General features: G+C 47.2%; 21 protein-coding genes. 15 read left to right on the top strand and 6 right to left on the bottom strand.

Going from position 1 to position 26,109, the window contains the following annotated elements; translation table 11 throughout:
• Nucleotides 1-14: 14 nt before the first annotated feature.
• From O3C43_06180 to O3C43_06170, 3 genes are all read left to right on the top strand, one after another.
• Nucleotides 15-557, top strand: coding sequence for a hypothetical protein (locus tag O3C43_06180; protein MDA1066073.1), 543 nt, complete (start codon nucleotides 15-17; stop codon nucleotides 555-557).
• Between the two features lie 96 nt (nucleotides 558-653).
• Nucleotides 654-1,457 carry a sugar phosphate isomerase/epimerase gene (locus tag O3C43_06175; GenBank protein ID MDA1066072.1) on the top strand — a complete coding sequence of 268 codons (804 nt, stop codon included), beginning with the start codon at nucleotides 654-656 and terminating at the stop codon, nucleotides 1,455-1,457.
• A gap of 38 nt (nucleotides 1,458-1,495) precedes the next feature.
• Complete coding sequence (locus tag O3C43_06170; GenBank protein ID MDA1066071.1) at nucleotides 1,496-1,993, top strand: TlpA family protein disulfide reductase; 498 nt, start codon at nucleotides 1,496-1,498, stop codon at nucleotides 1,991-1,993.
• A 113-nt stretch (nucleotides 1,994-2,106) separates the two neighbouring features.
• On the opposite strand, the gene O3C43_06165 is transcribed toward O3C43_06170, so the two are convergent.
• The gene (locus O3C43_06165; GenBank protein MDA1066070.1) at nucleotides 2,107-3,075 is read right to left on the bottom strand and encodes a transposase; all 969 of its coding nucleotides are present in this window, start codon (nucleotides 3,073-3,075) and stop codon (nucleotides 2,107-2,109) included.
• A 398-nt stretch (nucleotides 3,076-3,473) separates the two neighbouring features.
• On the opposite strand from O3C43_06165, the gene pyrR reads away from it, so the two are divergent.
• The 3 genes from pyrR to O3C43_06150 are packed head-to-tail and all read left to right on the top strand — an operon-like array spanning nucleotide 3,474 to nucleotide 6,255.
• Nucleotides 3,474-4,007: a bifunctional pyr operon transcriptional regulator/uracil phosphoribosyltransferase PyrR gene (gene pyrR / locus O3C43_06160; protein ID MDA1066069.1), complete on the top strand. Its 534-nt coding sequence runs from the start codon at nucleotides 3,474-3,476 to the stop codon at nucleotides 4,005-4,007.
• 8 nt (nucleotides 4,008-4,015) lie between these two features.
• Nucleotides 4,016-4,963, top strand: a complete 948-nt coding sequence (locus O3C43_06155) for an aspartate carbamoyltransferase catalytic subunit (protein MDA1066068.1) — start codon at nucleotides 4,016-4,018, stop codon at nucleotides 4,961-4,963.
• On the top strand, nucleotides 4,960-6,255 hold the full coding sequence (locus O3C43_06150) for a dihydroorotase (GenBank protein ID MDA1066067.1): 1,296 nt from the start codon (nucleotides 4,960-4,962) through the stop codon (nucleotides 6,253-6,255). The genes O3C43_06155 and O3C43_06150 overlap by 4 nt, the downstream gene beginning before the upstream one ends.
• Before the next feature lie 83 nt (nucleotides 6,256-6,338).
• Here O3C43_06150 and obgE read toward each other — a convergent pair whose 3' ends face one another.
• On the bottom strand, nucleotides 6,339-7,385 hold the full coding sequence (gene obgE, locus O3C43_06145) for a GTPase ObgE (protein MDA1066066.1): 1,047 nt from the start codon (nucleotides 7,383-7,385) through the stop codon (nucleotides 6,339-6,341).
• 265 nt (nucleotides 7,386-7,650) lie between these two features.
• Here obgE and O3C43_06140 point away from each other — a divergent pair, with 265 nt between their 5' ends.
• Together O3C43_06140 and O3C43_06135 are read left to right on the top strand one after the other, a co-directional pair.
• Nucleotides 7,651-8,358, top strand: coding sequence for a DNA alkylation repair protein (locus tag O3C43_06140; protein MDA1066065.1), 708 nt, complete (start codon nucleotides 7,651-7,653; stop codon nucleotides 8,356-8,358).
• Between the two features lie 4 nt (nucleotides 8,359-8,362).
• Nucleotides 8,363-9,319, top strand: a complete 957-nt coding sequence (locus tag O3C43_06135; GenBank protein MDA1066064.1) for an alpha/beta hydrolase-fold protein — start codon at nucleotides 8,363-8,365, stop codon at nucleotides 9,317-9,319.
• An 8-nt stretch (nucleotides 9,320-9,327) separates the two neighbouring features.
• On the opposite strand, the gene O3C43_06130 is transcribed toward O3C43_06135, so the two are convergent.
• The 3 genes from O3C43_06130 to O3C43_06120 are packed head-to-tail and all read right to left on the bottom strand — an operon-like array spanning nucleotide 9,328 to nucleotide 14,986.
• A complete protein-coding gene (locus O3C43_06130; GenBank protein ID MDA1066063.1) occupies nucleotides 9,328-10,695 on the bottom strand; it encodes a TolC family protein in 1,368 nt (455 codons plus the stop codon).
• Nucleotides 10,696-10,701: 6 nt separating this feature from the next.
• Nucleotides 10,702-13,851, bottom strand: a complete 3,150-nt coding sequence (locus O3C43_06125) for an efflux RND transporter permease subunit (protein ID MDA1066062.1) — start codon at nucleotides 13,849-13,851, stop codon at nucleotides 10,702-10,704.
• A 31-nt stretch (nucleotides 13,852-13,882) separates the two neighbouring features.
• On the bottom strand, nucleotides 13,883-14,986 hold the full coding sequence (locus O3C43_06120; protein MDA1066061.1) for an efflux RND transporter periplasmic adaptor subunit: 1,104 nt from the start codon (nucleotides 14,984-14,986) through the stop codon (nucleotides 13,883-13,885).
• Nucleotides 14,987-15,444: 458 nt separating this feature from the next.
• Here O3C43_06120 and O3C43_06115 point away from each other — a divergent pair, with 458 nt between their 5' ends.
• From O3C43_06115 to O3C43_06085, 7 genes are all read left to right on the top strand, one after another.
• Nucleotides 15,445-16,398: a phosphate ABC transporter substrate-binding protein PstS family protein gene (locus tag O3C43_06115; GenBank protein ID MDA1066060.1), complete on the top strand. Its 954-nt coding sequence runs from the start codon at nucleotides 15,445-15,447 to the stop codon at nucleotides 16,396-16,398.
• A 253-nt stretch (nucleotides 16,399-16,651) separates the two neighbouring features.
• Nucleotides 16,652-18,874, top strand: a complete 2,223-nt coding sequence (locus O3C43_06110; protein ID MDA1066059.1) for an ABC transporter permease subunit — start codon at nucleotides 16,652-16,654, stop codon at nucleotides 18,872-18,874.
• 21 nt (nucleotides 18,875-18,895) lie between these two features.
• Nucleotides 18,896-20,575, top strand: a complete 1,680-nt coding sequence (gene pstA / locus O3C43_06105; GenBank protein MDA1066058.1) for a phosphate ABC transporter permease PstA — start codon at nucleotides 18,896-18,898, stop codon at nucleotides 20,573-20,575.
• Nucleotides 20,576-20,586: 11 nt separating this feature from the next.
• A complete protein-coding gene (gene pstB, locus O3C43_06100; protein ID MDA1066057.1) occupies nucleotides 20,587-21,411 on the top strand; it encodes a phosphate ABC transporter ATP-binding protein PstB in 825 nt (274 codons plus the stop codon).
• 17 nt (nucleotides 21,412-21,428) lie between these two features.
• A complete protein-coding gene (gene phoU, locus O3C43_06095; protein ID MDA1066056.1) occupies nucleotides 21,429-22,106 on the top strand; it encodes a phosphate signaling complex protein PhoU in 678 nt (225 codons plus the stop codon).
• 21 nt (nucleotides 22,107-22,127) lie between these two features.
• Nucleotides 22,128-22,826 (top strand): response regulator transcription factor, encoded by a 699-nt coding sequence (locus tag O3C43_06090; GenBank protein ID MDA1066055.1) that lies wholly within the window; start codon nucleotides 22,128-22,130, stop codon nucleotides 22,824-22,826.
• Nucleotides 22,826-24,109 carry an ATP-binding protein gene (locus O3C43_06085; GenBank protein MDA1066054.1) on the top strand — a complete coding sequence of 428 codons (1,284 nt, stop codon included), beginning with the start codon at nucleotides 22,826-22,828 and terminating at the stop codon, nucleotides 24,107-24,109. The genes O3C43_06090 and O3C43_06085 overlap by 1 nt, the downstream gene beginning before the upstream one ends.
• A 69-nt stretch (nucleotides 24,110-24,178) precedes the next feature.
• Here O3C43_06085 and O3C43_06080 read toward each other — a convergent pair whose 3' ends face one another.
• Nucleotides 24,179-25,936: a Na/Pi cotransporter family protein gene (locus O3C43_06080; GenBank protein MDA1066053.1), complete on the bottom strand. Its 1,758-nt coding sequence runs from the start codon at nucleotides 25,934-25,936 to the stop codon at nucleotides 24,179-24,181.
• Nucleotides 25,937-26,109 lie beyond the last annotated feature (173 nt).

Here is a 26,109-nt window from a genome sequence, read left to right as displayed (position 1 = left end):
CACCCGAGTTCAGCATGTATTTCAGAGAAAATAATCCCATTCCCGAAACCTTTTGGTCCTTTGAAACGAGCGAAACCTTCAAGGCCTGTTCTCTTTGCGGCAAGGATCTTATCGGGGAAGGCAGTCAATACCTGATCGAGAAGGCATTTAAAAAAACGGAAGTCATTTTCGAGTATGCCATGTGCTTCAGTTGCCGAGAGAAAACAATGGAAGATCTTTCGGAAAAAAGCCTTGAACGGATGGCTCATTACTTTGACGAACATGTAGACCTGGAAGAACGCAGTAAACAACTAGCCGAAGTAGATAGATCATCGCTGGACGCCTGGATTTCGCATTGTATTATCAAAGGAACGCCCATCGAAGACTCCGCCGAGTATCACATTTGTGGAAACTTCACGGGGCTGAATCTTATACTGGATATTTTGCCCTACGCCTTAAGCCACGAAGCAATGGAGGAAATAATAGACCTGCTTTCCCCGGAAACGTTGGGTGTTTTTAACGATCTCTCAGACAAACTCTTTGGCATAGATATGCCGAATAAAATTTTGATTCTGTAAACGTGCTCCTGAAAATCTCCTGTCAGTTTGAAAATTACCGCACTCTGCCGTTTTACTTCTGGTCAAAGCGGCGACTGATTTCATAATGCGCCCAAGATGAACACTATCTCTTTCATCACTGCCAATTTCGTCGCACGCGAAGTAGGCTATGAAATCACCGAAGGCTGGCATCAAGGCAACAATGCTACCAACGACTACTTCCGTTCAATCGATACTTTCCCAAAACGTTTCGACGCGCTTTTAAAAGAAATCAAACAAATAGGATTTGCTTCGATTGATCTTTGGGTTTCACACCTGCACTGGGCCTGGGCCACCAAAAAACATACCAAGGTCGCGAATTCTCTTATTTCAAAACATCGTTTGAAAGTGGCAAGTATGGCGGGACGCTTTGGTGCCACACGCCTGGAGTTCGAAGCGGCTTGCCAGTTGGCCAATGCGATGGAAGTTAGAACTCTCACTGGCACGGCTCCTTTTTTAAATATCAACCGTGAAGATGCTGTTTCGATACTGCGGAAATACCGTTTGGAGTTTGCCATCGTGAATCAGCAGGAAACATCCGCCGAGCAGCTCCTCAATAAAATAGGTTACGACAATCACGACATCATTGGTGTGGCGATCGATACTGGCTGGTACAGTATCCTGGGGGATGGATTGTTCGACGCCATCGAAGAATTGGCTCCCAATTTGAAAGTGGTTCAGCTGAAGAACTTGGAAAGGGCGGATAGCGGTGCAACCAGTAGCTATCATAAAGGCGGCGTCCCTATTGAAAAATGTGTCGAGAAGTTGAAAGAAATCCGCTTCAACGGGGCCATATCAGTCGAACATTATCCCTTCGATAGAAACCCCTGTGAGGAATGCCGCCAAAACCTGGAGCTTCTGAAAACCTGGTTGAAGGAATAAAGCCGCACCGTCCTACTCATTTATTTAATCTTACAAAGATGAAAAATTTCATAGCCCAAACTTTTTTAACCGTGTTTGCGTTACTACTTGTTTCTTGCAGTGAGCCGAAGAATCCCGGTGTGTTGGTCACGGAAGGATTGCTCGATTACGATTTCACTATGGTTCAGGGTGCAAAACCCGAAACAGGCAAACCGCTGGTCATCGAATTCTGGGCAACCTGGTGCGGACCCTGCCACAAGCTGTTTCCTCACCTCACCCAATTGACTGAGGAACTCGAAGGTACCGGTATCCAATTCGTGGCAGTGACCAATGAATCCTTCAAGTTAACCCAAGAATTTGTTCGGGTGAGACAACTCAAATACCCGATCGCGGTGGATATTCAAGACCTCTACGGACGCGCACTCAACGTGAGCTACATACCCTACGCTGTCATCGTGAACGTGGAAGGCGAAATCGTTTGGTCCGGTCATTCAGGGAAGCTATCCAAAGAACGGATTGAGAGAGAGTTGATGCCGAAGAAGGCTACTTCATCTTAGGGGCTTATACTCAATATTCAGTGACGTTATCTATTCCACTTTTCAAAAGTTCGCGACCCCCTTTTGTATTCTTCGTGCCTTTGTGGTTCGTAATTCTTCAGAAAGTAGCCCCCCTATGTGAACACCTCTTTTCGAAGATCTCTAGCGACCATAAATCCGGAATTCTTCAAACCACGCATCTGCCTGGCTCCCGATTTTCGACGCTCACTAAACATCTTCGGATGCGATTCGAATATTTGATTCACATACTCTTTTGAACCAAGAACCATTCCATCGGTAAAGTAACGAATCTTGAGTCGCAGCACCTGCGCCATCGGAAGCTCACCATCTTGCTCAACAACTTTTTTAACCGCCTCTCGGTCCATTGCCTTTTGCCCCTGTTGGGAAGTAGTGGATCCCATCAGAAATAGGATCTTCCGATATTCAGACAATGCGGTTTTGGTTGTTTTCACATTAAGAACCCGACACAACCCAGCCTGTGCTTCGGCATTACCTGTCACAGCTTCAGAATACCCACAATAGCGGTAATCCTTCGGATCTTTCGCCAATCCTGCTCTCACTGGATTCAGGTCAATGTAGGCAGCCACTGTTCTCAAACAAGCTGCTGTGTCTTCAATCAATACGCTTTTAAAACGTTCAGCCCACAAGGTTCCATAACGCTGATGACTTTTGTTGTACCAAATGCTAAATCGTTGCTTTAACTCCTTCATAAACAACGAAACATCTCCCATTCGCGCAACAAGCTTCTTTCGTTCAATCTCCGCCTCTTCACCTCCCTTATTTAGCAAAGCTTCCAAGGTCTCCACCTTCCCTTTGTCTTTACCATACAACAGCCTAAACCGCTCTACCAACTCAGCATCTTTGGGTATCTGCTCGTGTGGCACTCTTACCAACACATGAAAGTGATTCGTCATCACACAATACGTCAGGATTTCAACACCGCAAAAACTTGCCATATACCGTATCTGCTTCCGCAACACCTCCTTTGCCGTTTTATCCAATAGCATCGCTCCCCCAACAACCCGGGTCACGCAATGATACACTGCGCTCTGCCCTTTTACCTTCAATCTCGACGATCTCATAACCCAAAAATCTCGCGAACAAATAGAAAGCTGTCAATCATATAAATAGCCTGTCCCTTAATTATATTACCAACTGGAGCGGGTTGACTTTGGGAGAAAACGTAAGCCGTCGATGCGGAGTTCGCGAATAGAGTCCCAAAGATGAGGGTGGATGTCAGTCTCTTCATAAACGGTTTGATTTAAAATTATGCTTCGGTTGCGAATGGTTTAAACTCTTTTCAATGAAAATAGTTTTCCCGAGCGGGGTATTTATTACAGAAATCTTCAATTTTTTGGATGAAATTGGAAAAACTCAGAAGAGCATTTCTACCTTAAACCGTATATCTCACACAAAAATTCAGAAACCCCTAAAAAGTCATTGCCCCTGAGAAGAAATCCTTTTCTTAGTAAGAACTTATATGGATACATCCCAACCACCGTCCTCAGAGGAACTCGCCGCAGCGATTCAGAGGTTGGCAATAGAACTGGCAGAGGCCTATCCGGACCCGGCCAATCTGGTCATAGTAGGAATCGCGCGTGGAGGAATAGAACTCGGGAAACGTTTGGCAAAGAGTATTGGAGAACGACTCAAGCATGAGTTGCCATACGGCATCGTTGATATTTCTTTTCATCGAGATGACCTTTCTTCCAATCCGGTTCCTAATATCATGTCATTCGCCAATCTTCCGTTTGATGTGGAAGGGAAGACCATTATCCTGGTAGACGATGTCATATTTTCAGGCCGTAGCATTCGAGCAGCACTCAACGAAATTTTTGATCAAGGCCGACCCGCCAAAGTTTCCCTCGCTGTATTGGTTGACCGAGGTGGACGAGCACTGCCAATAAACCCCGACTTCACCGGACTAATGGTTAAGGCTAATCCCAATCAACATGTAAAAGTTGTGGTGAATGACAATCCTGACACACCTGACACAATTTCAATAGCTACCTAATACCTACTATGGAATGGACCCGCAAAGATCTGATAGGAATCGAACCACTTAGCAGGACGGAGATCGAAACTATTTTCCACGTATCCTCGGCGTTTAAAAGGACCTTGGCGCGAACTATTAAAAAGGTTCCCGTCCTAAGAGGAAAAACAATCGTCAATCTTTTTCTTGAGCCCAGCACACGAACACGCCTGGCCTTCGAGATGGCTGCAACTCGCCTGAGTGCAGACGTGATCTCCATGAACGCGGACGCCAGTAGCTTCGTAAAAGGCGAGACTTTGAAGGACAGCGCAAAAAATATCTGCGCGCTCAATGCGGACATGATCATCCTCCGCCATTCAGCCGCCGGCGCTGCGAAATACCTGAGTGAAATTATAGACATACCGGTGATCAATGCCGGGGATGGTTCTCACGAACACCCTACCCAGGCACTTCTGGATGGTTTCACTCTGCTTCAACATTTTGATAGCCTGGAAGGTAAGAAAATTACCATCCTGGGAGATATCCTTTTCAGTCGGGTAGCCCGGTCCAATATTTTCTCACTCACAAAAATGGGCGCAGAAGTAACCGTTGCAGGTCCCGCAACACTGGTTCCCTGGACATTTGAATCCATGGGAGTAAAGGTAGTGCACGATTTGAAAACCGCCCTCGTCGACGCGGATGCCGTCATGCTCCTTCGCATTCAAAACGAGCGGCAATCCTCGACTCACTTTCCATCGTTAGGTGAATACACGAGCATGTTTGGTCTGGATAAAAGACGAGCTGAATGGCTCAAACCGGATGCCATCATCATGCATCCCGGACCTATAAACCGGGGCGTGGAAATTGATTCCGACCTTGCTGATTCGGATCGATCCGTGATTCTGGAACAAGTCGCCAATGGCATCGCTACCCGGATGGCCGTACTTTACCTTTGCACAGGCGGTTCAATAACCGCGTTGGAGAATTCTGCAGAATGAGCATCACACGTATAATCAAAAACGGCAGGATAATAGATCCCAAGAATTCAAGAGATGAGATCGCCGACCTTTTCATTAAAGACGGGATAATTGTAGAAACCTTGTCCGAGAATGAGATAAAAGAGGCAGTCATCACCGATGCATCCGGTTTGGTTGTTTGTCCTGGATTGGTGGATGTGCACGTGCACCTGCGTGAGCCAGGCCAGACCCACAAGGAAACCATTGAAACCGGTTCCTGGGCAGCAGCGGCTGGAGGATTTACGAGCATCGTTTGCATGCCCAATACGAGCCCACCAGCCGATACAGCGGGAACGATTCAATATATGTTGGACGTGGCTAAACGATCCGCCGTGGTTCATGTTTACCCAACCGGTTGTATTACCCAAGGGAGACTGGGAGAGAAACTTGCGCCGATCGGGAGTTTGAAACGTGCTGGCGTCGTTGCCATCACGGACGACGGTGATTGCGTGCAGAACAATGAGGTCATGCGACGAGCGCTCGAGTATTGTAACATGTTTGATCTTCCCATCATGGACCACTGCCAGGATGCGGCAATGACCCGAGGCGCGGTCATGAATGAAGGCGAATGGTCGATCCGACTGGGACTGAAAGGCTGGCCAGCAGCAGCCGAGGATATTATCGTTGCTCGCAATGCTCTGCTTTCTGAGATGACGGGTGCTCATGTCCACATGCAGCATATCAGTTCGGCTGGAGCCGTGGACGTGATGCGGCGAGCGAAAGGGAGAAACGTGAACGTGACGGCGGAAGCTACGCCTCACCATTTGGCTCTAACCGATGCGTGTATTAAGGATTACGATACCAATTGTAAGATGAATCCTCCGCTCAGGACTGAAAAGGATCGGCAGGCTCTGATCGAAGGAATCAAGGACGGCACGTTGGACATTGTTGCAACCGATCATGCTCCACATACGAATTACGAAAAGGACCGCGAGTTCGACTATGCACCCTTTGGGATACTGGGCTCGGAGACTTGTTTTGCAGTCACTCAACAGGTTCTTTGCGGAGAGGCTGGCATGCCACTGAATGACGTAATTGCCTTACTGACTTATAAACCCGCTGAATTGATTAAACTTCCCGCAGGAACGCTAACACCTGGAGCAGTTGCCGATGTTGTTATTCTCGACCCTCAAGGTACCTGGAAAGTAAATGAGGAAACTATTTTCAGCAAGTCGCAGAACACACCATGGTGGGGCGATGAGCTGACGGGCAAAACCATTCAGACCATTGTTGCTGGGAAAACGGTTTTCGAATACGGAAAGATCGTAGGGTAGCTAATTCCATTTCCATGCTATAGCAAAACTACCGAGATCAAGACGGCTCGTGTTGGTGTCTCGAAACGGCGATCAAGCCCTGCCTAGTCAGCTGCTTCAGCAGTCAGTTGTTCCGCCTCGAGCTCAGCTTCGGCTTTTTGAATCAAGGTTACTTCATCCAGGAATTTTCGAAGCAATTCCGGAATACCTTCCTCACTCAAACAAGAAATTGGTGAAACAGCAACTGCGTGCCTTTTTGAAAAGGCTTTCAAGTTTTTGCTGGCCGCGTCTTCGTCCATCTTGTTAGCCACAACCAGTCTTGGTTTTTCCAATAATGCGGGATCGTAGTTCTCCAATTCGACCATAAGCTCTGCATAATCGTCGGCCGGATCTCGACCATCTATGCCAGCCATATCGACAATGAGACATAAGAGCTTGCAACGTTCAATATGTCGCAAGAAACGGTGGCCAAGACCTCGATTTTCGCTAGCGCCTGAAATGAGTCCGGGAATGTCAGCCAAAACCAGTCGTCGATATTCTTCCTTGTACTCAATGATACCAATGTGTGGATTCAGGGTAGTAAAAGGATAGTCGGCAACCGTCGGATGCGCCCGGGTAATCAGGTTGGTCAGTGAAGATTTCCCCGCGTTGGGAAATCCGACCAAGCCGATATCAGCTATGATTTTCAAGACCAACTTGAATTCACCTTGTTCTCCATCCGTACCAGGGTTGGCTCGTCGAGGCGTTTGATTAACCGAACTCTTGAAATGTGTATTGCCCCACCCTCCTGAACCGCCTTTGCAGATAATAAATTCTTCTTCGTGGGCCAGAAGCTCTTTGATGTGCATACCTGTGTTCTTATCGATGACGACTGTGCCCAATGGAACCTTTAGTACTTTGTTTGGCCCTCTTTTCCCATTTTGATCCGATCCTCGACCTTGTCCACCTGGCTTTGCCTTGTGAATGGGCGTATAGCGGAAGGCAGTTAAGTCGCCTACATTCTCATCAGCCAGAAGCACTACATGGCCGCCATCGCCTCCATCCCCGCCATTGGGACCTCCAAAAGGAATGTATTTTTCTCTCCGAAAACTGATACAACCGTCTCCACCTTTACCCGAAACCAGGGTTACGACTACCTCATCTATAAACATGGCGGCCTAATGGAGCGGAGAAAGGGGTATCAGTCAAGCAGCGTGATAGCTGCCAAATATAACAGCTCAATTCTGAAATATTGAAAATCTTCTGCCGAAAGTTGAGCTATGGTAAATAATGCCAAGCTGGGGTTTGGCGTTCCCAGGATCACCGAGCCCCAACTCGCCAAACTTCCTGAAAATATCACCGCTATCTACACACTTGAAGTCTTCGGTGTCATAATAAGACTGTGATACGAAGCATTTCTTCATACATACCGATGTCATGAGTGACTTAAAAACCATCCAAAAACACATTCGAGCATTGGCGAATCCGGTCATCGCAGAACATTCGAAACGTTTTTTCAAAACCGGTCCGGGAGAATATGCGGAAGGAGATGTCTGTCTCGGCGTCCGTGTGCCCGTGGTCAGAGAAATGGCGAAACGATTTGCGACCACTCCCTTGATCGAAGTTTTCGAGCTACTGGAATCCGAGTTTCACGAAGAGCGTCTGTTGGCTCTCATCATGATGGTCAACCGTTGCAAAAAAGGAACAAACGAGGAACACAAACTCATTTACGATCATTATCTTAGCCATACCCATTTGGTAAACAATTGGGACCTGGTGGATTGTTCGGCCCACTATATTGTGGGAGGATATTTATTGAATCGCAACCGAGGGCCTCTCTACCAATTAGCGAAATCAACGTTATTGTGGGATCGAAGAATTTCGATGGTAGTGACCTGGATTCTCATTCGAGAAAACGATCTGGCGGATGTGGTAAAGCTGGCGGAAATTCACTTAACTGATACGCACGATCTGATACACAAGGCGGTAGGCTGGATGCTCCGCGAAATGGGCAAAAAGGATCAGACTCTTGAGACTCAATTTCTGGACAAGCATTATCAGAATATGCCGCGGACCATGTTGCGTTACGCCATAGAAAAATACCCGGAAAAAGATCGCCAAGCTTATCTCAAAGGAATGCGATGAGAAAATGATTTTACCCCAAAAATTCTCCCCAAGCTTCAAACGATTAATCGTAATCCTAACACTTTTCAGTTGTTTAACTCCGGGTGTTTGGAGTCAGCGCGACCAATCGTTTATTAACTGGGTACATGAAACACCCGCTGCTAAAGATCTCCCAGTACCTGATTACTACCTGCACAAAACGTTTCAGTCCAAGTCCGCCGGACAGAAAGTAGGTTACTGCATTTATCTGCCTCCTGATTACGCTGCCAACTACAGCAAACGTTATCCGGTCATTTACAATCTTCACGGGAACGGCGGCAATGAATGGAACCGGACTCAGGAATCCACGGTGTTGCATGAAGGGATTTTGGATGGACGCTGGCCGCCAATGATCATGGTATTTCCGAACGGCGGGAAATCCACTTTCTACAAAAACTCCTACGACGGAAAGCTTCCGATTGAAACAATGTTCATCGAGGAGCTGATTCCGCACATCGATAAAACGTACCGGACGATCGCAACACGCGAAGGTCGCTGCATCGAAGGATTTTCCATGGGTGGTCGTGGATCAACCCGACTGGCAATGAAATACCCGGAGATGTTTTGCTCACTCTTTTGTCAGGCCGGAAATGTACCACGCATTTCTGAGGGTTTCGATCCGAGTTCTCCAAACGTCTATCCCAATTATTACCTGGGGCCAAACAAGCAGGCCTACATCAATGATGACGCATACCTGTTACTTGAAAAGAATCTGGAGCAAATAAAGAAGATGCGGATTTTGATAGCTTGCGGAACTTTAGACGACGGCCACATCGTAACGATCAGGGATTTCCACCAGGCGCTTCTGGACAATGGGGTAGACCATACCTATTGGGAAATGGAAGGGCTTAAACACGAACGCAGTCGGTTTATTAAAATCCTTTCCCCCATCCTCTATGATTACCACGTGGAATCACTCCGACTTGCCGGAAGCTTGAAATAGATAAAAACCTAAAGCTCTATCTCATCCCCGGTAGCCACTAAAAGATACAGCTGGCTGAGATTTCTCTTCGCAGAAGTTGCAAGGTAAAGAGACTCCACTTCTTCCAGAGCTTTCATCGCTTGCAAGGCTTCCAGTGGAAGACCTTGACCCGCATAGATACTTTCCTGGCTAAGTTCATAAGACTTTCGCGCGCGGTCGACAGCTAGTTTAAGAAATTCCACCTGTTTACTCGCTGCACGGAATTCGCTTAATGCCAAGCTGACATCGGCAACGATGTCTGATTCGGCCTGCACCTGACGGGCTTGAGCCTCGCGAAGACGAGATTGCTGTGATTGTTGTTTCGCCCAACTGGTAAAGCCGAAGTTCTCCAACTCCCAATAAAGAGCCACTGTCGATTCGTTTCTGCTTTCCCTAGATGCAGGAGACCCGGATTGGCGTCCCTTGTAGCTGGTATCCGAATAGGAGGCACCGAGTTTTGGAAACAGGAGACCCCAGGATTTCTGGTTGAGCTGGGCTTCTTCAAACTCAACCAAGGCTGAGTACCGTTGCAACTCCGGTCGATTTGACAAAGCCTTATTGATTAGAGAATCGAGCTGAGGTTCGCCGGGAAACAGGTCAATGGGAACAATCATGCTGTCGACCGGTTCAAGAACCACATCTTCACCCAAGCGAAGAAGTTGAACCAAACGCACAGAGGCAGAAACAGTTCCAACCCGAGCGGTTTCGACTTTGTTCATTTGAATGAGCGATTCAACAGCCGCCCGCTCAGCATCAGCCTGTAATCCTTCACCAGCCTGAGCAAAGTCATCTGTTACTTTGGCCAGGTTGCTGGCATTTTTAGCTGAATCTTCGGCAATACTCAGCATGCGGTTTGCCTGAACCAAATCATAGTAAGCAGCGGAGACCTTGAGCGTTGTATTCAAGCGAGCTTGCGCCTCTTCAGCTCGCGCTGCCTGAAGTTTTTGCTTGGATGCTAAAGGGCGAAAGATTCCTTCTGCCAAATCAATCTCCAAGGCCAGGCCAGGTTGTGGAGCCAAGCCGGAACCTGTGGTGGGCAAACCAAATCCACGAGAACTTGCCTTCCGGTCCACATCAATAACGGAGCCGTTTGTGTTTTGCAACAGACCATCCTGATTCGAAGAACTAAAGCCTGCCCGAACCGTGGGCAACCACTGATACCAAGCCATATTTTGGTCAAGCTCGGCCTGCTTTACGCGCTCCAATTGGATAGCGAGCTCGGTGTTTTGTTCGTGTGCCAGACGAAGTGCACTCGTCAGATCAATCTTCATGACCTCCGCCTGTATTGAACATGTCAATATACTCGAAGCGATGAAACCGATTAGGGAAAGAGAAGCAGTAAGTGTTTTTGTTCTCATGCTAATTTAAAGTGCAGGTTGCGATTGAAGGTTCAAAGCAGGGGTCTTTTTAATCAGAGCAAAGACACAGGGAATCAGCACCAGCGTTAACACCGCCGAGACCAGCATACCTCCGATAACGGCCCGAGCCAGAGGAACCATCGCCTCATTCCCGGGCAATAATGAAAAGGCAAATGGAGCCAGTGAAGCGATCAACGTGAGCGAGGTCATAATGATCGGTCGCAGACGAATTCGAGCGGCGATGTAAGCGGCTTCAAACGGAGTTTTCCCTTGTTGCAGTTGTAAGTTCGCAAACTCCACCAACAAGATACTATTGTTCACAACAACACCGATTAACATGAGAGCACCCATGAGGCTTTGAATATTCAGATTGGTGTCAGTTAAAAACAGCATCAGGATAGCGCCCGCCATAGCCAAGGGAACCGCCAGCATAATGATCAACGGATCCACGAAAGATTTGAACTGAGCCATCAGAACAAGAAAAACCAGCAAACAAGCAACAATGAGTCCGAATCCTAATTTGGAAATGCCTTCACGCATAATCATTACCGGCCCCTGTAAGGATACGGTTACGCCCGGAGGTAGCACCACATCCTTTAGCCGTTTTTCAACATCCTTCACGACAGAACCAAGGTCACGGTCTTCAACATTGATGTAGACATTGTTTACTCTGGAAATATCGGCATGGGCAATTTCTCCAGGAATATTTACGCGTTTGAGTGTAGCGATACTGGAAAGTGGAATTGTTGACGGGCCTTCATCTGTTTGAATACGCAAAGGCAGGCTACGCAACTCATCCAACGAATCCGCTTCGTTATCGCCCAGCTGAACCCCGATAAAGAAATCCGTCCCCGAATTGGGATCGACCCAAATCATCGATTGAATACTGGCACTGGAACCATAGGCCGTCAGAACATTCTTTGCGACCTCCTCCTGGGTCAGTCCGTAAAAAGCCGCCTTCGTCCGATCCACTTCGATATCGAGCTGCGGATAATCGAGCATCTGAGCGATCTGTATATCCACGGCTCCAGGGATACCCTGAACCGCAGCTTCAATCGCTTCAGCAGCGTCTCGACCCGCATCGAGTGAACCCATTTTAATTTCGATATCGATTGGGGCTGGTGCACCTTCGTTCAGGGCTGCATTTACAATACCACCGGTTACAAACAAGAACTTTTCCTGAGGAAATTCTTTGGCCCATTTTGCCCGCAGCTCTTTGACATAATCCAAGGTGCTGGAAGACCGACTTTCGTTAACTAAATTGACAATAATGTACGCTGTGTCGGGTCCGGAGTTGGAACTGAGGATCGTGGAAAATCCAGCACCCTTCCCTACCGGCATTCCGATATTGGAGATGATGGACTGTACTTCTCCTTCAGCGATAGTCTCTTTGATGGAATCCTCAATCTGCGCCACCAACTCCTCCGTCTTTTCCAAACGGGTTCCCGGAATCGTTTTGATGCGGACTTCAAACGTGCCTGCATCCACATCGGGAAACAATTCACTTCCAAGGGCCGGAATCAAAAGAAAACAACCGGCCGTGGCACCAACAATCGCGGCAACCGTGAGAAAGCCTCCGCGCATGGCTTTGTGTAAGGTGCCGGCGTAGAAACCACGAGAGCTGTATTCGGCATCATCCGATTGACCTGTGGCTTCACTTTTATTCTTTCCCAGAAATCGTGCGCAATAAGTGGGCGCGACCGTCATGGCGATAAAGTAAGATGCGGCAATGGTAATAACCGCCGCCAGAGACAAGGGAAGGAATAGGAACTTGATCATTCCCGACAGGAAAATCGCCGGCACAAAAACAGCTAATGTGGTAATTGTTCCCGCGAGCACTGGAGCGGCAACTTCCTGAGTCCCATCACCAGCAGCCGTCATGGCATCTTTGCCCATTGCGCGATGGCGCATGATGTTCTCCACGACCACAATCCCCGCATCGACAACCGTGCCAACCGCTAAGGCGAGTCCACCGAGAGTCATGACGTTGATTGTTTCGCCAGTAAAAAAGAATCCAAGTACGCCGATCAAAATCGACAAAGGCAACATGAGCAATATCGCAATAGATGCCCGCAGCTTGCGCAGAAAAAAGACGACGATGATCACGACCAGAATTGCTCCCAGGATAACCTGAGACTTCAAATTGGATATGGCAGAACGGATATAGGTAGACTGGTCACTCACCAGATCCACCTGAGTGACTTCGGGAATTTCACCCCGAGCCTTCATGGCGGGAATTTCACTGGCAATACCTTCACGAATTCGATCGACCACCTGGATGGTATTTTCACCCGGTTCCCGAAGAAGCGGCACGTAAACGGAACGACTTCCGTTGACACGGACGATGTTGTATTGGAGTTCGGCGTCATCCTTGGTTTCGCCGAGGTCCCTGATAAATATTGGCTGCCCGTCCCGCATGGCTACGACTACGTCGTCGATATCTTTGGTCGTTTGTAAGGTATTTACCGGGTGAACCTGATATTCAAAATCTCCAATCTTCAGACTACCACCTGCCATGACCAGATTCTGACGAGCCAAGGCGTCGACCACGTCCGTAAAAGTCAGATTGTGTGCTTCGAGCTTGGAAGGCTCAAGGTAGGTCATGATTTGACGGAATTTTCCACCAAAAGGGTGAGGAATCTGCACGCCCTTCAGACCACCCATTTTATTTCTGACAGCATAATAACCGATGGTATACAGCTGAGACTCGCTTAACCCTTCACCTGAGATAGCGCCCAGCATGACTGGCATATTGGAAGGCTCGCTACGCATGGTGAACGGAAACTCAATACCTGGTGGCAAGTGGAAAATATCGCTCAACTCATAGTTGAAGATATCGTTCATCGCCGCGGACGCATCAGCTCCCGCTTCAAAAGTTACCTTCAACAATGCGGCGCCCGGCATGGTGCGAGACTCGATACGTTCGCGTTTACCGGCCAGGGTCAAGGCACGTTCCACACGGGAAGTTACCGACTTCTCCATCTCCACGGTCGGCAGGCCGCGATAGGAGAAGTAACTCATGATCACCGGTTTTTTGAAATCCGGTAGAATATCAGCAGTAATCTGCGGATAAACCGCAACACCGAGAAAGGATAATCCCAAGACAACGGCCAGAATGCCAAATGGATTTTTAAGGGCAAATTTTACTAAGCTCATAGTGCTAGGTGCTTATTGTGAAGATTGCGTGCTAATTGGCAGTAACGGTGGCTCCATCTTTCAAACGCCCCAACATACCATTGACCACCTGCTCGCTCCCGGAAAGTCCGGAAAGGATTTCAACCCATTCTCCGTGATCGAGACCAATACTCACTACTTGATGCTTCACCGTGGAACCCGAAACAATATATACGTGAGAGGGACCCTGCCCAAATCGAACGGCTCCTGCGGGTAATACCAATGCACCTGCTCGTTTTTCCAAGCTGATCTTCGCTCGACCATAAAGGCCGGACATAAGCTGCCCACTACTATTATCCAAATCGACCTCGGCTTGCATACGCTGAGTGCTACCGTTTAGCGCACCTGTGGTACGAGCAATTTTCCCTGAAAAAATCTTACCAGGAAAGGCATCAAATTCCAAATCCACCGCATCACCAACATCCAACCAGACCGCATCGCGCTCTGGAACATGCGTAACGACCCGTAGTTTGTCGACTTGGGCAACCCGAATCAGTGTCTGACTGTTGCCCATGGATGACCCGGCAGAATAAACAAGATCACCCGGATCCACGGCACGGTAAGTAATGATCCCATCAAAGGGTGCAACCAGGGTGGAATAGGATATGAGTGCCTGTACTTCAGCAAGTCGGGCGGTGGCCGTTCCCAACCGGGCTTTGGCGGCGGCGACTTCGGCCTCACCCGCAATGAGGCGGTTCCTCGCTTCATCTCCCGCTTTTTTAGTAACAGAACCTTTTTTAACCAGATCCTCAATGCGGCTGGTTTCGGACTTCACAGCGGTAAGATTGGCCTCAGCCGCTTGAACACCTGTTGCATATTCGCGCTCTTCAGCTTTAAGCGCGTTGAATTGCTCATCCATTTCTGGAGCGGCGATGATCACCAAGGCTTGGCCCTTCTTTACTTTAGCACCGATATCCACCGGAACGGATTCGACGTAACCCGTCACCTTTACACCTAGCTCAGCTGAGTAAAAAGCCTCGGCGGTTGCCGGCTGGGTTGTCTCGCGGACAAGATCGCGACGCTCGGGTTTAATGGTTTTCACATTCGTGGCCGATACCATGAATACCGGAAGAATGAAGGACAAAACGAGGACAATGGTTCTTAGGGAAACAATCATTTGGGTAGTGCGTCTGTTAGCCCCAGTATTTATAGAAAACCGGGGCATTGATTTGTAAAAACCCTGCACATTTATTGTTGAAAAATAGAAGCGCAAGCCTGCAGGCGCAGAAGGTGGCCATTAAATGCAAATAGCCCCGAAAACTTTCAGTGAAGCAAGAAATACATCTATGGATTTGGTCTTTTAAAGCAGACTGAGGCATCTCCTGGATTAGGAGAAAACGAAGGTCCCATTGGCAAATTCAAAGTCACCTTTTCCGGAAAACCAAACTTCGTAACACGCCTGTAACATTCCGGACACAGAACTTTAACAATAGAGAACTATACATGGGATTTGGAGTGTGTTCTCATTTTGCAGAAATTGAGAATTAACCCTCAATCCTGATGTTCCGGTTCAATAGACACTTAAAATTTAAACCCGGAGATTGAATAATACTGCAACCTATTCGTACCGCATAAATGAAAAAGATAATTGTTATAACCGCTGCATGGCTGGCGCTCACTCAACTGACAAGCCAGGCGAACGTGGATCCTGACCTGCCTGTCTACACATCTGTATCTGGAGTATCGGGAAATCTGAATTCCGTAGGATCGGATACCCTAAACAACCTGATGTCACTATGGGCTGAATCGTTCCGCGCCTTTTATCCCAATGTGAATATCCAGATCGAAGGTAAAGGCTCATCGACAGCTCCTCCGTCACTCATAGAAGGAACCGCCCAAGTGGGACCCATGAGCCGAGGAATGAAATCGGTGGAAATAGATGCTTTCGAACATAAGTTTGGTTACAAACCAACTCAAATTGGCGTTTCGATCGATGCATTGGCGGTATTTGCTCATAAGGACAATCCGATCAAAGGACTAACCATGAAGTCGGTAGACAGTATCTTCTCCAACACTTATAAGGCTGGCGGGACGCCGATTGAGAATTGGGGAAGTGTAGGTCAAACAGGCAGTTGGGCCGATCGAAGCATCAGTCTGTATGGTCGTAACAGTGCTTCCGGAACGTATGGCTATTTTAAGGAAGTAGCTCTTAAAAAAGGTGATTACCGAGAAAGCGTGAAAGAACAACCTGGCTCCTCCGCGGTTGTCCAGGGAATCGCAACTGACCTTTATGGATTAGGATATTCCGGGATTGGCTATAAAACCTCTGGCGTAAAAGCACTGGCACTGGGAGAAAGCGAATCCACTATGTTTGAGCCTTCATTGGAAAATTGCCTTTCGGGGGATTATCCACTCGCACGTCTTTTATACGTTTATGTGAACAAACGCCCCAACGAGCCTGTGGACACTTTGACCTACGAATTCATTCGGTTCGTCCTCTCCAAGCAAGGACAGGAAATCGTGGTAAAGGACGGCTACTTTCCTCTTCCAGCATCCGTTGCGGGCGAAATGCTGAGGTTTCTTAAATAGGAGAATCCGTTCAGCGCAAAACCAGGATTCGCCTAATTTTCCTTATTTTAAGTGACGTTCAGCTTGGGTGACAAAAGCGGAGGATTTTTTTCTGGTCTAGAAGAATGATTCACGATGTAACCCTTGGTAAACTCCATCGAGAATCGGCAGTTGACCGACAAAGATGAAAAAAAAGACGAAAAAAAAGTCCAACCCTGACAAAGTTCCAAAACGGTTCCGCGTAACAAAACGGATCCTTTGGCTAGACCACTTCATGAACCATTTCATTGTGGTGGGCGGCGTCGCGGTTATCGCAGCTGTTATGGGAATTTTTATTTTCATCTTTGTTCAGATTCTTCCTCTTTTCCAAGGTGCCAAAGTCAAGCCCCTCGCCGAACATCCTCTAGTGGACTCGATAAATGAAATTATCGATTTCGATCTAGATGAATGGGCCGAGTTGCCAGTGGTCATCCGCAAAGATGGTTCCGTTCGGTATCTGGACCTTAAAGGCGATCGAGGTTCGATTGAACACAACGACGTATTTAACCCCGGCGAATCCCTATCCACCCTCAACTACAATTCGTTGAAACGACTACTCGTGGCTGGCTCGGAGTCTGGTAAATTTGCATTTTCAAAGCTAAACTACCGCTCTCAATTTGATACAGCCTCTGTCAGAACCATTCATCCGGACATTGAAAGCTCAGACTGGTATGTGCTATCAGAAAAGGGCGAATCCATTAAATTTGTCGATTATGGTGAAGGCGCCTCCAACAAAATGGCCGCAGGCATATGCGTGGATTCTAGCGGTGAGCAACATGTCAGGGCAGTAACACTCGAACAAAAGCGGTCCCTGTTTGGCGGTGGAGGAAACATCACGGTTGGTAAACGCTTTGACCTGACACCCGACATCGATCAGGAAATACAACAAGTGGACGTTAGCTCGAACGGAGATCTCATCCTGGTAACATCGACTACGGGTGAAGTGTTCTTATTTGTGTTTGAATCAGGAGAGCTCAAGCTAAGGCAACGCTTTTGGCCCTTCGAAGGCCTGGATGATAAACGAGTGCATAGTGCGGATTTCCTTATGGGCGATGTTTCAGTCGTTTTTTCCGGCACAGGTGGGGAAAATCGAATTTTCAGTATGTCGTTGGATTCTGGAAAAGGACAGCGGCTCTACTCCATGACAAAAGAGTTCGACCCATTACCGGAACCCTCCATTGATTATTACCCCGGCATTCGAAATAAGAGTTTTTTGCTTATGGGAAAGAATCATGCGTCCCTTCGCTACAGCACCACAGAGAGCATTCGCTGGGAGCAAGATTTCGATTTCGATATTGCACGAGGAGTCATAGGCGAAAAATACGACAAACTCGCTTTGTTGGACACTACCGGTATCTTGCACCTGTTTTCGCTACAGGATCCCCACCCTCAAGCAGGCTTAAAGGCCTATTTCGGAAAGATCTGGTATGAAGGCCAGCCCGAGACTGATTATATATGGCAATCAACTGGAGGAACGGACGACTTCGAACCAAAACTCTCGCTTGTTCCGCTTATCCTTGGCTCACTCAAAGGGACGTTTTATGCCATGTTATTTGCAGTTCCCATTGCTTTGCTGGCTGCCTTGTATACATCGCAATTCCTTGAACCGAAATTAAAGAATTTCGTGAAACCGACCATGGAGATCATGGCCTCACTACCGTCGGTAGTACTCGGATTCATGGCCGCACTGTGGCTCGCACCTCTGGTAGACACCCAAGTGCCATCGTTTTTGCTACTGGTGATCGGAATCCCCTTATTCACCTTCATTTTTGGATGGGGATGGTTGAAGTTACCCAAACAGGTTCGCATGAAGATTCCTCCGGGATTTGAATTTCTGATAATCGCTCCTTTTCTTTTAATCGTTTGCTATGCCTGTTGGAATCTGGGGCCGGTTTTTGAACGGATCTTTTTTGTAGTTACCAATCCTGACACAGGTGAGCAAATCGCGGATTTTAGATTGTGGTGGCCAGACTTTACTGGAGCGACCTACACGCAGAGAAACTCTTTGATAGTTGGGTTCATGATGGGTTTCGCAGTCATACCCATCATCTTTACAATCGCAGAAGATTCGATGAGCAATGTTCCCAATTCCATGCGATCCGGTTCCTTGGCCCTGGGGGCGAGTCGTTGGCAAACTGCAATCAAAATTGTTCTACCAACTGCCTCAGCAGGCATACTCTCCTCTTTGATGATTGGATTTGGACGCGCGGTGGGCGAAACGATGATTGTGGTGATGGCCACCGGGAACACACCCGTAAAAGACTTCAACATATTCAGTGGTATGCGAACTCTTTCGGCCAATATCGCAGTAGAGTTACCCGAAGCTCCTTACCACGGCACTTTATATCGTACCCTGTTTCTGGGAGCCCTGGTACTTTTCATAATGACATTTTTTATTAATACAGTGGCGGAAATCCTTCGTCAGGAACTGCGCAATCGCTACAAAACGGTAGAGTAGCCGGAAGGGATTTAAAACTGCATGAAAGATCTGGCCAAACAAAAGCAAGTCCGAGTCAAAGGAGAAATAGCCGTATGGTTTTCCTCTCTGGGCCTGTTCTTGGGCCTAGTGATGATTGTAGCGTTAATTGGAGTAATCGCCTACAACGGGTTGTCAGTTTTTTGGCCCCAACGGGTTGTCCAATTGAAGTTGGATACGGAGGCGGTAACCGGTCTGGGATCACGTTCGAAAGTTGCGGGAATAATTACTTCAGAACAGACTAAATCCCTCGATAAATCATTAACGAATCCCCAAGCTCCAGTGAAGGAGTGGCAACTTTTCCTGGGAAACAAAGATCAATTCGGATTCTCCTATAAATATTTTGATCGAAGCTCTATTCTGGAAGTTTCCGAACCCGAGGAAATTGTAATCCTGGAAAGGGCCGAGTATGGGGATGCCATCGCTTATCCCGCTTATTTAAGCTTCGTAAACGGTGAAAGGATTGAAGCGAGCAACCCGAATTTTAATGCGGCCCTAAAAGCACTCATAGAAGAATGCCGGGACCGGCGCGAAAAAATCCGTTACCTGGAATTCAATGAAATTGGAGCAATTAACAAGGCACTTGAAAAACTTCGCCTGGAAAAGCTGAAGATAGACCGATCGAACGTTCAAAGCCCTGCTGACATAGCGAGTCTGAATCGAATTGAAAATGAACGGGCTCGCCACCAATCGTTATTTACAACTCTCGCCGCTCAAGCTCGAGGACTAAGAGATTTTCAGGAGTCCAGTAAACTGGCATATACACTAGCTTCCGGCGAGCAGGTCGAACAATCCATTGGAAGTATCTATAGTTTTTACTATCCAAACCAATTAGGATTCTTTGGGAAAGCAGGGATCTTTATAAAGCACACCCTGGGATTCCTGATTGAAGAACCCAGAGAGGCGAATACGGAAGGGGGCGTTTTCCCGGCAATCTTTGGCACGTTTGTCATGACCCTTTTGATGAGTATTGCGGTAACCCCATTTGGGGTAATCGCGGCCATTTATTTAAAAGAATATGCAAGGGATGGACTGTTCGTCCGTTCTGTCAGAATCGCCATTAACAATTTGGCGGGAGTTCCATCCATCGTGTTTGGAGTTTTTGGGTTGGGTTTCTTTGTATATTTTGTCGGAGGAACCTTGGACCAATTATTTTTCTCATTGCGACTTCCTACCCCTACCTTCGGAACCGGTGGAATCCTTTGGGCGTCCCTGACTTTGGCATTGATGACTGTTCCCGTCGTAATCGTTGCCTCGGAAGAAGCACTCGCATCGGTATCCCGCGGTATCAGGGAAAGTTCCCTCGCTTGCGGGGCATCAAAATGGCAAACGATCCAACGGATTGTTCTTCCGGCAAGCGCTCCTGGAATTCTAACGGGCATGATACTCGCAATGGCTCGCGGTGCTGGCGAAGTCGCACCGTTGATGCTGGTCGGTGTGGTAAAGATTGCACCGTCTCTTCCCATTGATACACAGTTCCCATTCGTTCATTTAGAACGAAAGTTCATGCACCTCGGTTTCCACATCTACGACCTGGGATTCCAATCGCCCGACTCGGAAGCAGCCATGCCAATGGTATTCGCCACTACCTTGCTCTTAATCCTGTTAATTGTAATGCTCAATCTGGTAGCCATAATGATCCGCAATCGACTGAAAAGAAAATACAAGACCTCCACTTTTTGATTAACCATTTCATGGAAAACGTACGCGAAAAAACTTCCACCATCACCAAACAAGAAGCTACTCCTAAAGTTGAGGCCGGTAGGGAAAACTATATATCAGTCAAGGACTACAATTTCTGGTACGGAAAAGCTAAGGTACTCCACGACCTAAATCTTGAAATACCAAAACAGCAAGTGACCGCGCTGATCGGACCATCCGGTTGCGGGAAATCTACCTTGTTACGAAACTTCAACCGCATGAATGACCTGGTGATTGAAGCTCATCATAAGGGAGATATCATCATAGGAGGCCAAAGTATTTATGACCCCATGATTGAGGTTATCTCGCTTCGTAAACGGATCGGCATGGTGTTTCAGAAATCGAATCCATTTCCAAAATCTATTTACGAAAACGTGGTCTACAGCCTTCGGGTAGCCGGAAGGAATAAAAAATCAGCGCTCGACGAAGTCGCCGAGAAAAGTCTGCGAGCAGCCGCACTATGGGATGAGGTAAAAGACAGACTTGGAGAGAGTGCCTTCAGTTTGTCGGGTGGACAAATGCAACGTTTGTGTATCGCCCGTGCCATTGCAAATGAACCGGAAGTCATTCTGATGGATGAGCCTTGCTCCGCCCTGGATCCGATTGCCACGGCAAAAGTCGAAGAGCTCATCCACGAGCTCAAGCTCAACTACACCATAGTGATAGTAACTCATAATATGCAGCAAGCGGCTCGCGTGTCGGACAAAACAGCTTTCTTCTTTCTGGGGAAAATGATTGAATACAACTATACTAAAGAAATATTTTTAAATCCCCGAAATGAACAAACTGAAGCCTATGTCTCAGGACGGTTTGGTTAATCCAACAATCAATAGTTATGGAACGATTTTTTGAAGAAAACCTGAATCAGCTACGGATCAATCTCAACCGAATGGCTGAGCTTGCCTACGCAAATGTAAGCACTGCGATCGAAGCACTGATCCAAAAAGATCTTGATCTGGTACAAAAAACAATCGAAGCAGACGATGAGATCGATGAACTTAGCAAGTGGATTGATCAACACGTTGTGCAACACATAACCTTACATTCACCCGTGGCCTCTGATGTTCGTTTTCTTTATACGGCTTTAAAGGGTTCGAGAGATTTGGAACGTGCTGGAGATGAGGCTTGCTCCATAGCAAAACGAGCAAAGAAAATCATACGCTCAGGCTATGCCGGACATCTGTATAATATAGAGACTCTAGGTCGCCTGGCAACAAACTCGATCAATGAAGCGATGAGCTGTTTCCTAAAAGCGGATCTCGACTCGGCCAGAAAATTACCTTCAAAAGACAAACAGATTGATGACCTTTATAAAGCGATCAATAAGAAGATAAATGCATACATTTCAAATAGTGTTCCCGACCCCCAAGAAGTGCCAGTGCTGATCGACTTGTTGTTCATATCGAAATCTCTGGAACGCGTGGGTGATCATGCAGTAAACATAGCAGAAGAGGTTATCTACTTTCTAACGGGAGACGATATCCGCCATACCAATGATGCGTACCGGAAATAGTATTTCTCTTAATACGAAGAAATGATCCATTCTAAATATAAGATCGTAATTGTGGATGACGAAGAAGATGTAACCAGCCTACTTCGCTACCACCTCGAAGCAGAATCTTTTATCGTAGAGACCATTAACGATCCAACACAAATCATGGGAGTTGCCCGAGACTTCGAGCCTGATTTATTCATCCTGGACATTATGATGCCCGATATCAACGGCCTCCAGATTTGCCGAATGATCCGGGCTGACCAAAGAATCAAACATGTACCCGTAATATTCCTTACTGCAAAAACGGAGGATAAAGACCGAATCCATGGTCTGGAATCAGGTGGGGATGATTATATTTGCAAGCCCTTCAACATCAAAGAGGTCGTACTAAGAGTTAAAGCCATATTAAAACGCACGCGTCAATCTTCTCCGAACGTTAATACATCGAGAGTCCAAATCCGGAAAGTAATGTTGGACGAAGATCAACATTTGCTACAAGTCGAAGGCAACAATGTAGAACTGACGGCGACCGAGTTTAAATTGCTCAAACTTCTCATCGAGAGAAAGGGGCGTGTTCAATCGCGCGAAAGTTTGCTTACCAATGTCTGGCAGTACGAAAGTGATACTGAAACCAGAACCGTTGATACCCATGTTCGAAGGTTGCGTGAAAAATTGGGCAATCAAGCGGACATAATAGAAACCATTCGTGGTGTAGGCTACCGAGTGGTTGAAGCATAATGGATGTACTTCTTGTCCTGGTAATAATTGGGCTGCTGCTATTTTTTTCCCACAGGTATATATATTACAGGAATTATGTAAAACACCTGGGGGACTCATTGAAGGCGAAGCAGAGTTTTCTGCAAGAAGGAGAAACGGTATTGGCTGGCTCGAAGTACATGCTTCGGCTAACCAAAGAAATCAACAATCTGATTTCGGAAAATACCCAGCTACAACAGGGACATTCTAAACATGTGAATCAATTGGAGGCCATGCTGGGGAACATGTATGAGGGGGTTGTAATACTTGATGGAAACAGTCGGGTTCTCATGGCGAACAAGGCTCTGAAGCGTTCTTTTCACAATTGGATAGGCGGTCGAGAGATCGTAGGTCAAAGACTTGATATACTTTTTGCCAGCTCTCGGCTTTCAACGATTATTAATGAGATAAACTCTGGAAAACCTGAAGAACCGGCTGAACTAGAATTAATTCAGGCGGAAGATCGTAGATGGCTGAAAGTATCAGGCGCACCGATGCGAGCAAGCACTCGAAATGGGACAGATTTAACTTTACTCATATTCTATGACATCACGCATCAAAAGGAGTTGGAGACTATCCGGAAAGAATTTGTAGCCAATGTGTCACACGAGTTGCGAACTCCTGTGACCATAATAAAAGGGTACGCCGACACGTTGATACAAGACATAAACAAGATGCCTGAAGAACAGAAATTAAACTTTCTGAATAAGTTGGGGAAAAACGTCGATCGACTCCATGAATTGCTAGAGGACCTCCTTTCACTCTCACAAATTGAATCAACCAAACCCGGAGCATCCTGGAAAAAAGTTTCTATAAATGCGCTCATAAGTGAGGTCGTGGTACATTATTCGGAACGATTTGAAGAACGAGGAATTAGTTTGGAAATGGAATTGTCCAACGACGAAATCGAAATTGAAGCGGATCCGTCACGCTTGGTTCAAGTGTTTGAAAATCTTTTCTTAAATGTACTAAAATATACACCAGAGAAATCCAAACTCACAGTAGGGACTTCCTCGATAAAGCACCATTTGCACGCATGGGTATGCGACAATGGTCCTGGAATACCTGAAGAAGATTTACCCAGAATATTTGAAAGATTCTACAGAGTAGAAAAAGGGCGATCGCGAGAAAAGGGTGGAACTGGCTTGGGACTAAGTATCGTTAAACGTATCATAACTCTCCACGGCGGGAAGATCCGAGCAGAAAATCTTGAGGATGGCGGACTTCGAATTTCATTTACAATACCCACACGCCTGAAGTCTTAGCGTATTGGAACTACGGCCAGAAAGCGGGAATAAAATCCTACGAAAGTGTTCTTCCTAGCGATTGTAGGATTATGATTCGGGGTTCTTCCTGGACATCTTATTGACCTCGGCGGCTATCTCTTCGGGATGCTCCTCATGGCCCGTCATGATGTAGAGCCCTTGCATGACGTTGACAGAGAAATTTCCAATCATCTCCAGATGGTTGTTGATTTCCATGTTAAGAATTTCGGTTTTGAGATCGGCTTCCGGCTGGCTCATGCGAGCCATAGACAAGCGGTTGAGCCTCTTGCGCCGTTTTTTAATTTGCCCCTCCAGAACGAGGGCCTCTTTTATTTCCTCCTCATTGACGGGCTGGAACATCTGTTCGTTATAAAGGTTGATTAACTTCCCGACAACGTCGGCTAACTTGGCAACGCCTTTCATGACTTTTGGAGAGAATTCGCGCTCTTTGCGGTAACGGCGTTGCGCGAATTTCACCAAGTGATAGACTGTATCGGTGATCGTTTCCAACTCCGCCACGATACGGATCATCTGCGAGACCTCCACAGCATTCTGCTGGCCGATCTCCGCCGCTGAACAGCGAACAAGATATTCGGTGATCTCCTCCGTTGACCTGTCCGCTTGATCTTCCATGGCCTTAAGCTGCTTGACCCTCTCGGAAAGATCCTCATTGGGACGATTAAACACATCCACAAATCCATTAAACATATCCTGCGTAAGACGGGCAAGTTCCACCGTAGCCTTTTCGGCTTCCGGCAGGTTCAACTCTCCGGTATGGACCAGATTCTGAGTCATGAAAGTGAGACGTTGCCGCGGAATCGAACCCGCGGGAGGCTCCTTGACCCAACGACTAACCACCTTCGCGATCCACGGAATAAAACCGATGAGCAGGCAGATATTGCAGAAATTGAAAGCGGTGTGGAAGATCGCGAGTTTGAAACCAATGTCGCTGTCGTGCTTTGCCGTTCGGAGTGAATCGGGAAGCCCATTCGCTAATGCCTCCACCAAGTGCGAAAATAGAGGGAACATCAACAGCATCCATATGACCCCAAGAACATTGAACAGGAAATGCGCCCGGGCCGCTCGCTTCGCGTTGTGGTTACCACCAAGCGCGGCTAGCCATGCAGTAACAGTAGTTCCAATATTTTCTCCAAGGACAATGAAGGCAGATTCTTCGAAACCGATCCAACCGTTAATAGCGAAAGTCACGGTAATCGCCATGGCCGCAGAAGAGGACTGCACCATAAGTGTAAGAATGACACCGACGAAAAGGAAAACCAAATAAGACAAATACCCACGACCACTCAAACTTTGTATAATTCCCTGAAGCTGCGCTGCCTGCTCTTGTACGGCATCGACATCAGGCACAGCCTCTTTCAGTAGCCCGAGGCCGAGAAAGAGAAGTCCAAAACCAATGGTTCCCTCACCGATATTCTTCAGACGATTTTTCCCAATGAAAAATATTGGTAAGCCAACACCGATGATGGGAATGGCGATAGAAGAAAGACTGAATTTACCAACCGCTGCAATGATCCAGGCGGTAATAGTAGTGCCCAAGTTCGCACCCATAATAACCGCTATCGATTCTGTCAGTGTCAGCAAACCCGCACTGACGAAGGATACCACGATTACCGTAGTAGCTGAAGAGGATTGAAGAACAGATGTGATTCCGAAGCCTGTAAACAATCCTGAAAATCGGTTCTGCGTCATCGTGGCCATCACGTAACGCAGGCGTTGACCGGCTATCTTTTGAATCCCCTCACTCAGGATCTTCATCCCATAGAGAAACACGCCTAAACTACCTAGAATTTCAAGAAAAGTTAACATAGTTTATAGAATTTCACCAATTCGTCCCAACCACAGAAGGAAAGAGCAGAGGTGCTTTAGGGCACTTTGAATAATCAGTTTTTCTTTAGTTGAGACAAATAAAAGTTCTTGGTGGATTCGGACACACAGGATTAATACTGTAGATCCGACTGATTGTGGCTTGATTCTCGAGT

This window comes from Verrucomicrobiota bacterium (assembly GCA_027622555.1).
Taxonomy (GTDB): Bacteria; Verrucomicrobiota; Verrucomicrobiia; order Opitutales; family UBA2995; genus UBA2995.
Note: the sequence above shows the minus strand (reverse complement) of the source record. Positions and strands in the feature narration are given on the sequence as shown.

Coding starts and splice junctions, on each gene's coding strand:
- O3C43_06180 (MDA1066073.1), top strand. CDS start 15: ATGTATTTCAGAGAAAATAATCCCATTCCCGAAACCTTTTGGTCCTTT.
- O3C43_06175 (MDA1066072.1), top strand. CDS start 654: ATGAACACTATCTCTTTCATCACTGCCAATTTCGTCGCACGCGAAGTA.
- O3C43_06170 (MDA1066071.1), top strand. CDS start 1,496: ATGAAAAATTTCATAGCCCAAACTTTTTTAACCGTGTTTGCGTTACTA.
- O3C43_06165 (MDA1066070.1), bottom strand. CDS start 3,075: ATGAGATCGTCGAGATTGAAGGTAAAAGGGCAGAGCGCAGTGTATCAT.
- pyrR (MDA1066069.1), top strand. CDS start 3,474: ATGGATACATCCCAACCACCGTCCTCAGAGGAACTCGCCGCAGCGATT.
- O3C43_06155 (MDA1066068.1), top strand. CDS start 4,016: ATGGAATGGACCCGCAAAGATCTGATAGGAATCGAACCACTTAGCAGG.
- O3C43_06150 (MDA1066067.1), top strand. CDS start 4,960: ATGAGCATCACACGTATAATCAAAAACGGCAGGATAATAGATCCCAAG.
- obgE (MDA1066066.1), bottom strand. CDS start 7,385: ATGTTTATAGATGAGGTAGTCGTAACCCTGGTTTCGGGTAAAGGTGGA.
- O3C43_06140 (MDA1066065.1), top strand. CDS start 7,651: ATGAGTGACTTAAAAACCATCCAAAAACACATTCGAGCATTGGCGAAT.
- O3C43_06135 (MDA1066064.1), top strand. CDS start 8,363: ATGATTTTACCCCAAAAATTCTCCCCAAGCTTCAAACGATTAATCGTA.
- O3C43_06130 (MDA1066063.1), bottom strand. CDS start 10,695: ATGAGAACAAAAACACTTACTGCTTCTCTTTCCCTAATCGGTTTCATC.
- O3C43_06125 (MDA1066062.1), bottom strand. CDS start 13,851: ATGAGCTTAGTAAAATTTGCCCTTAAAAATCCATTTGGCATTCTGGCC.
- O3C43_06120 (MDA1066061.1), bottom strand. CDS start 14,986: ATGATTGTTTCCCTAAGAACCATTGTCCTCGTTTTGTCCTTCATTCTT.
- O3C43_06115 (MDA1066060.1), top strand. CDS start 15,445: ATGAAAAAGATAATTGTTATAACCGCTGCATGGCTGGCGCTCACTCAA.
- O3C43_06110 (MDA1066059.1), top strand. CDS start 16,652: ATGAACCATTTCATTGTGGTGGGCGGCGTCGCGGTTATCGCAGCTGTT.
- pstA (MDA1066058.1), top strand. CDS start 18,896: ATGAAAGATCTGGCCAAACAAAAGCAAGTCCGAGTCAAAGGAGAAATA.
- pstB (MDA1066057.1), top strand. CDS start 20,587: ATGGAAAACGTACGCGAAAAAACTTCCACCATCACCAAACAAGAAGCT.
- phoU (MDA1066056.1), top strand. CDS start 21,429: ATGGAACGATTTTTTGAAGAAAACCTGAATCAGCTACGGATCAATCTC.
- O3C43_06090 (MDA1066055.1), top strand. CDS start 22,128: ATGATCCATTCTAAATATAAGATCGTAATTGTGGATGACGAAGAAGAT.
- O3C43_06085 (MDA1066054.1), top strand. CDS start 22,826: ATGGATGTACTTCTTGTCCTGGTAATAATTGGGCTGCTGCTATTTTTT.
- O3C43_06080 (MDA1066053.1), bottom strand. CDS start 25,936: ATGTTAACTTTTCTTGAAATTCTAGGTAGTTTAGGCGTGTTTCTCTAT.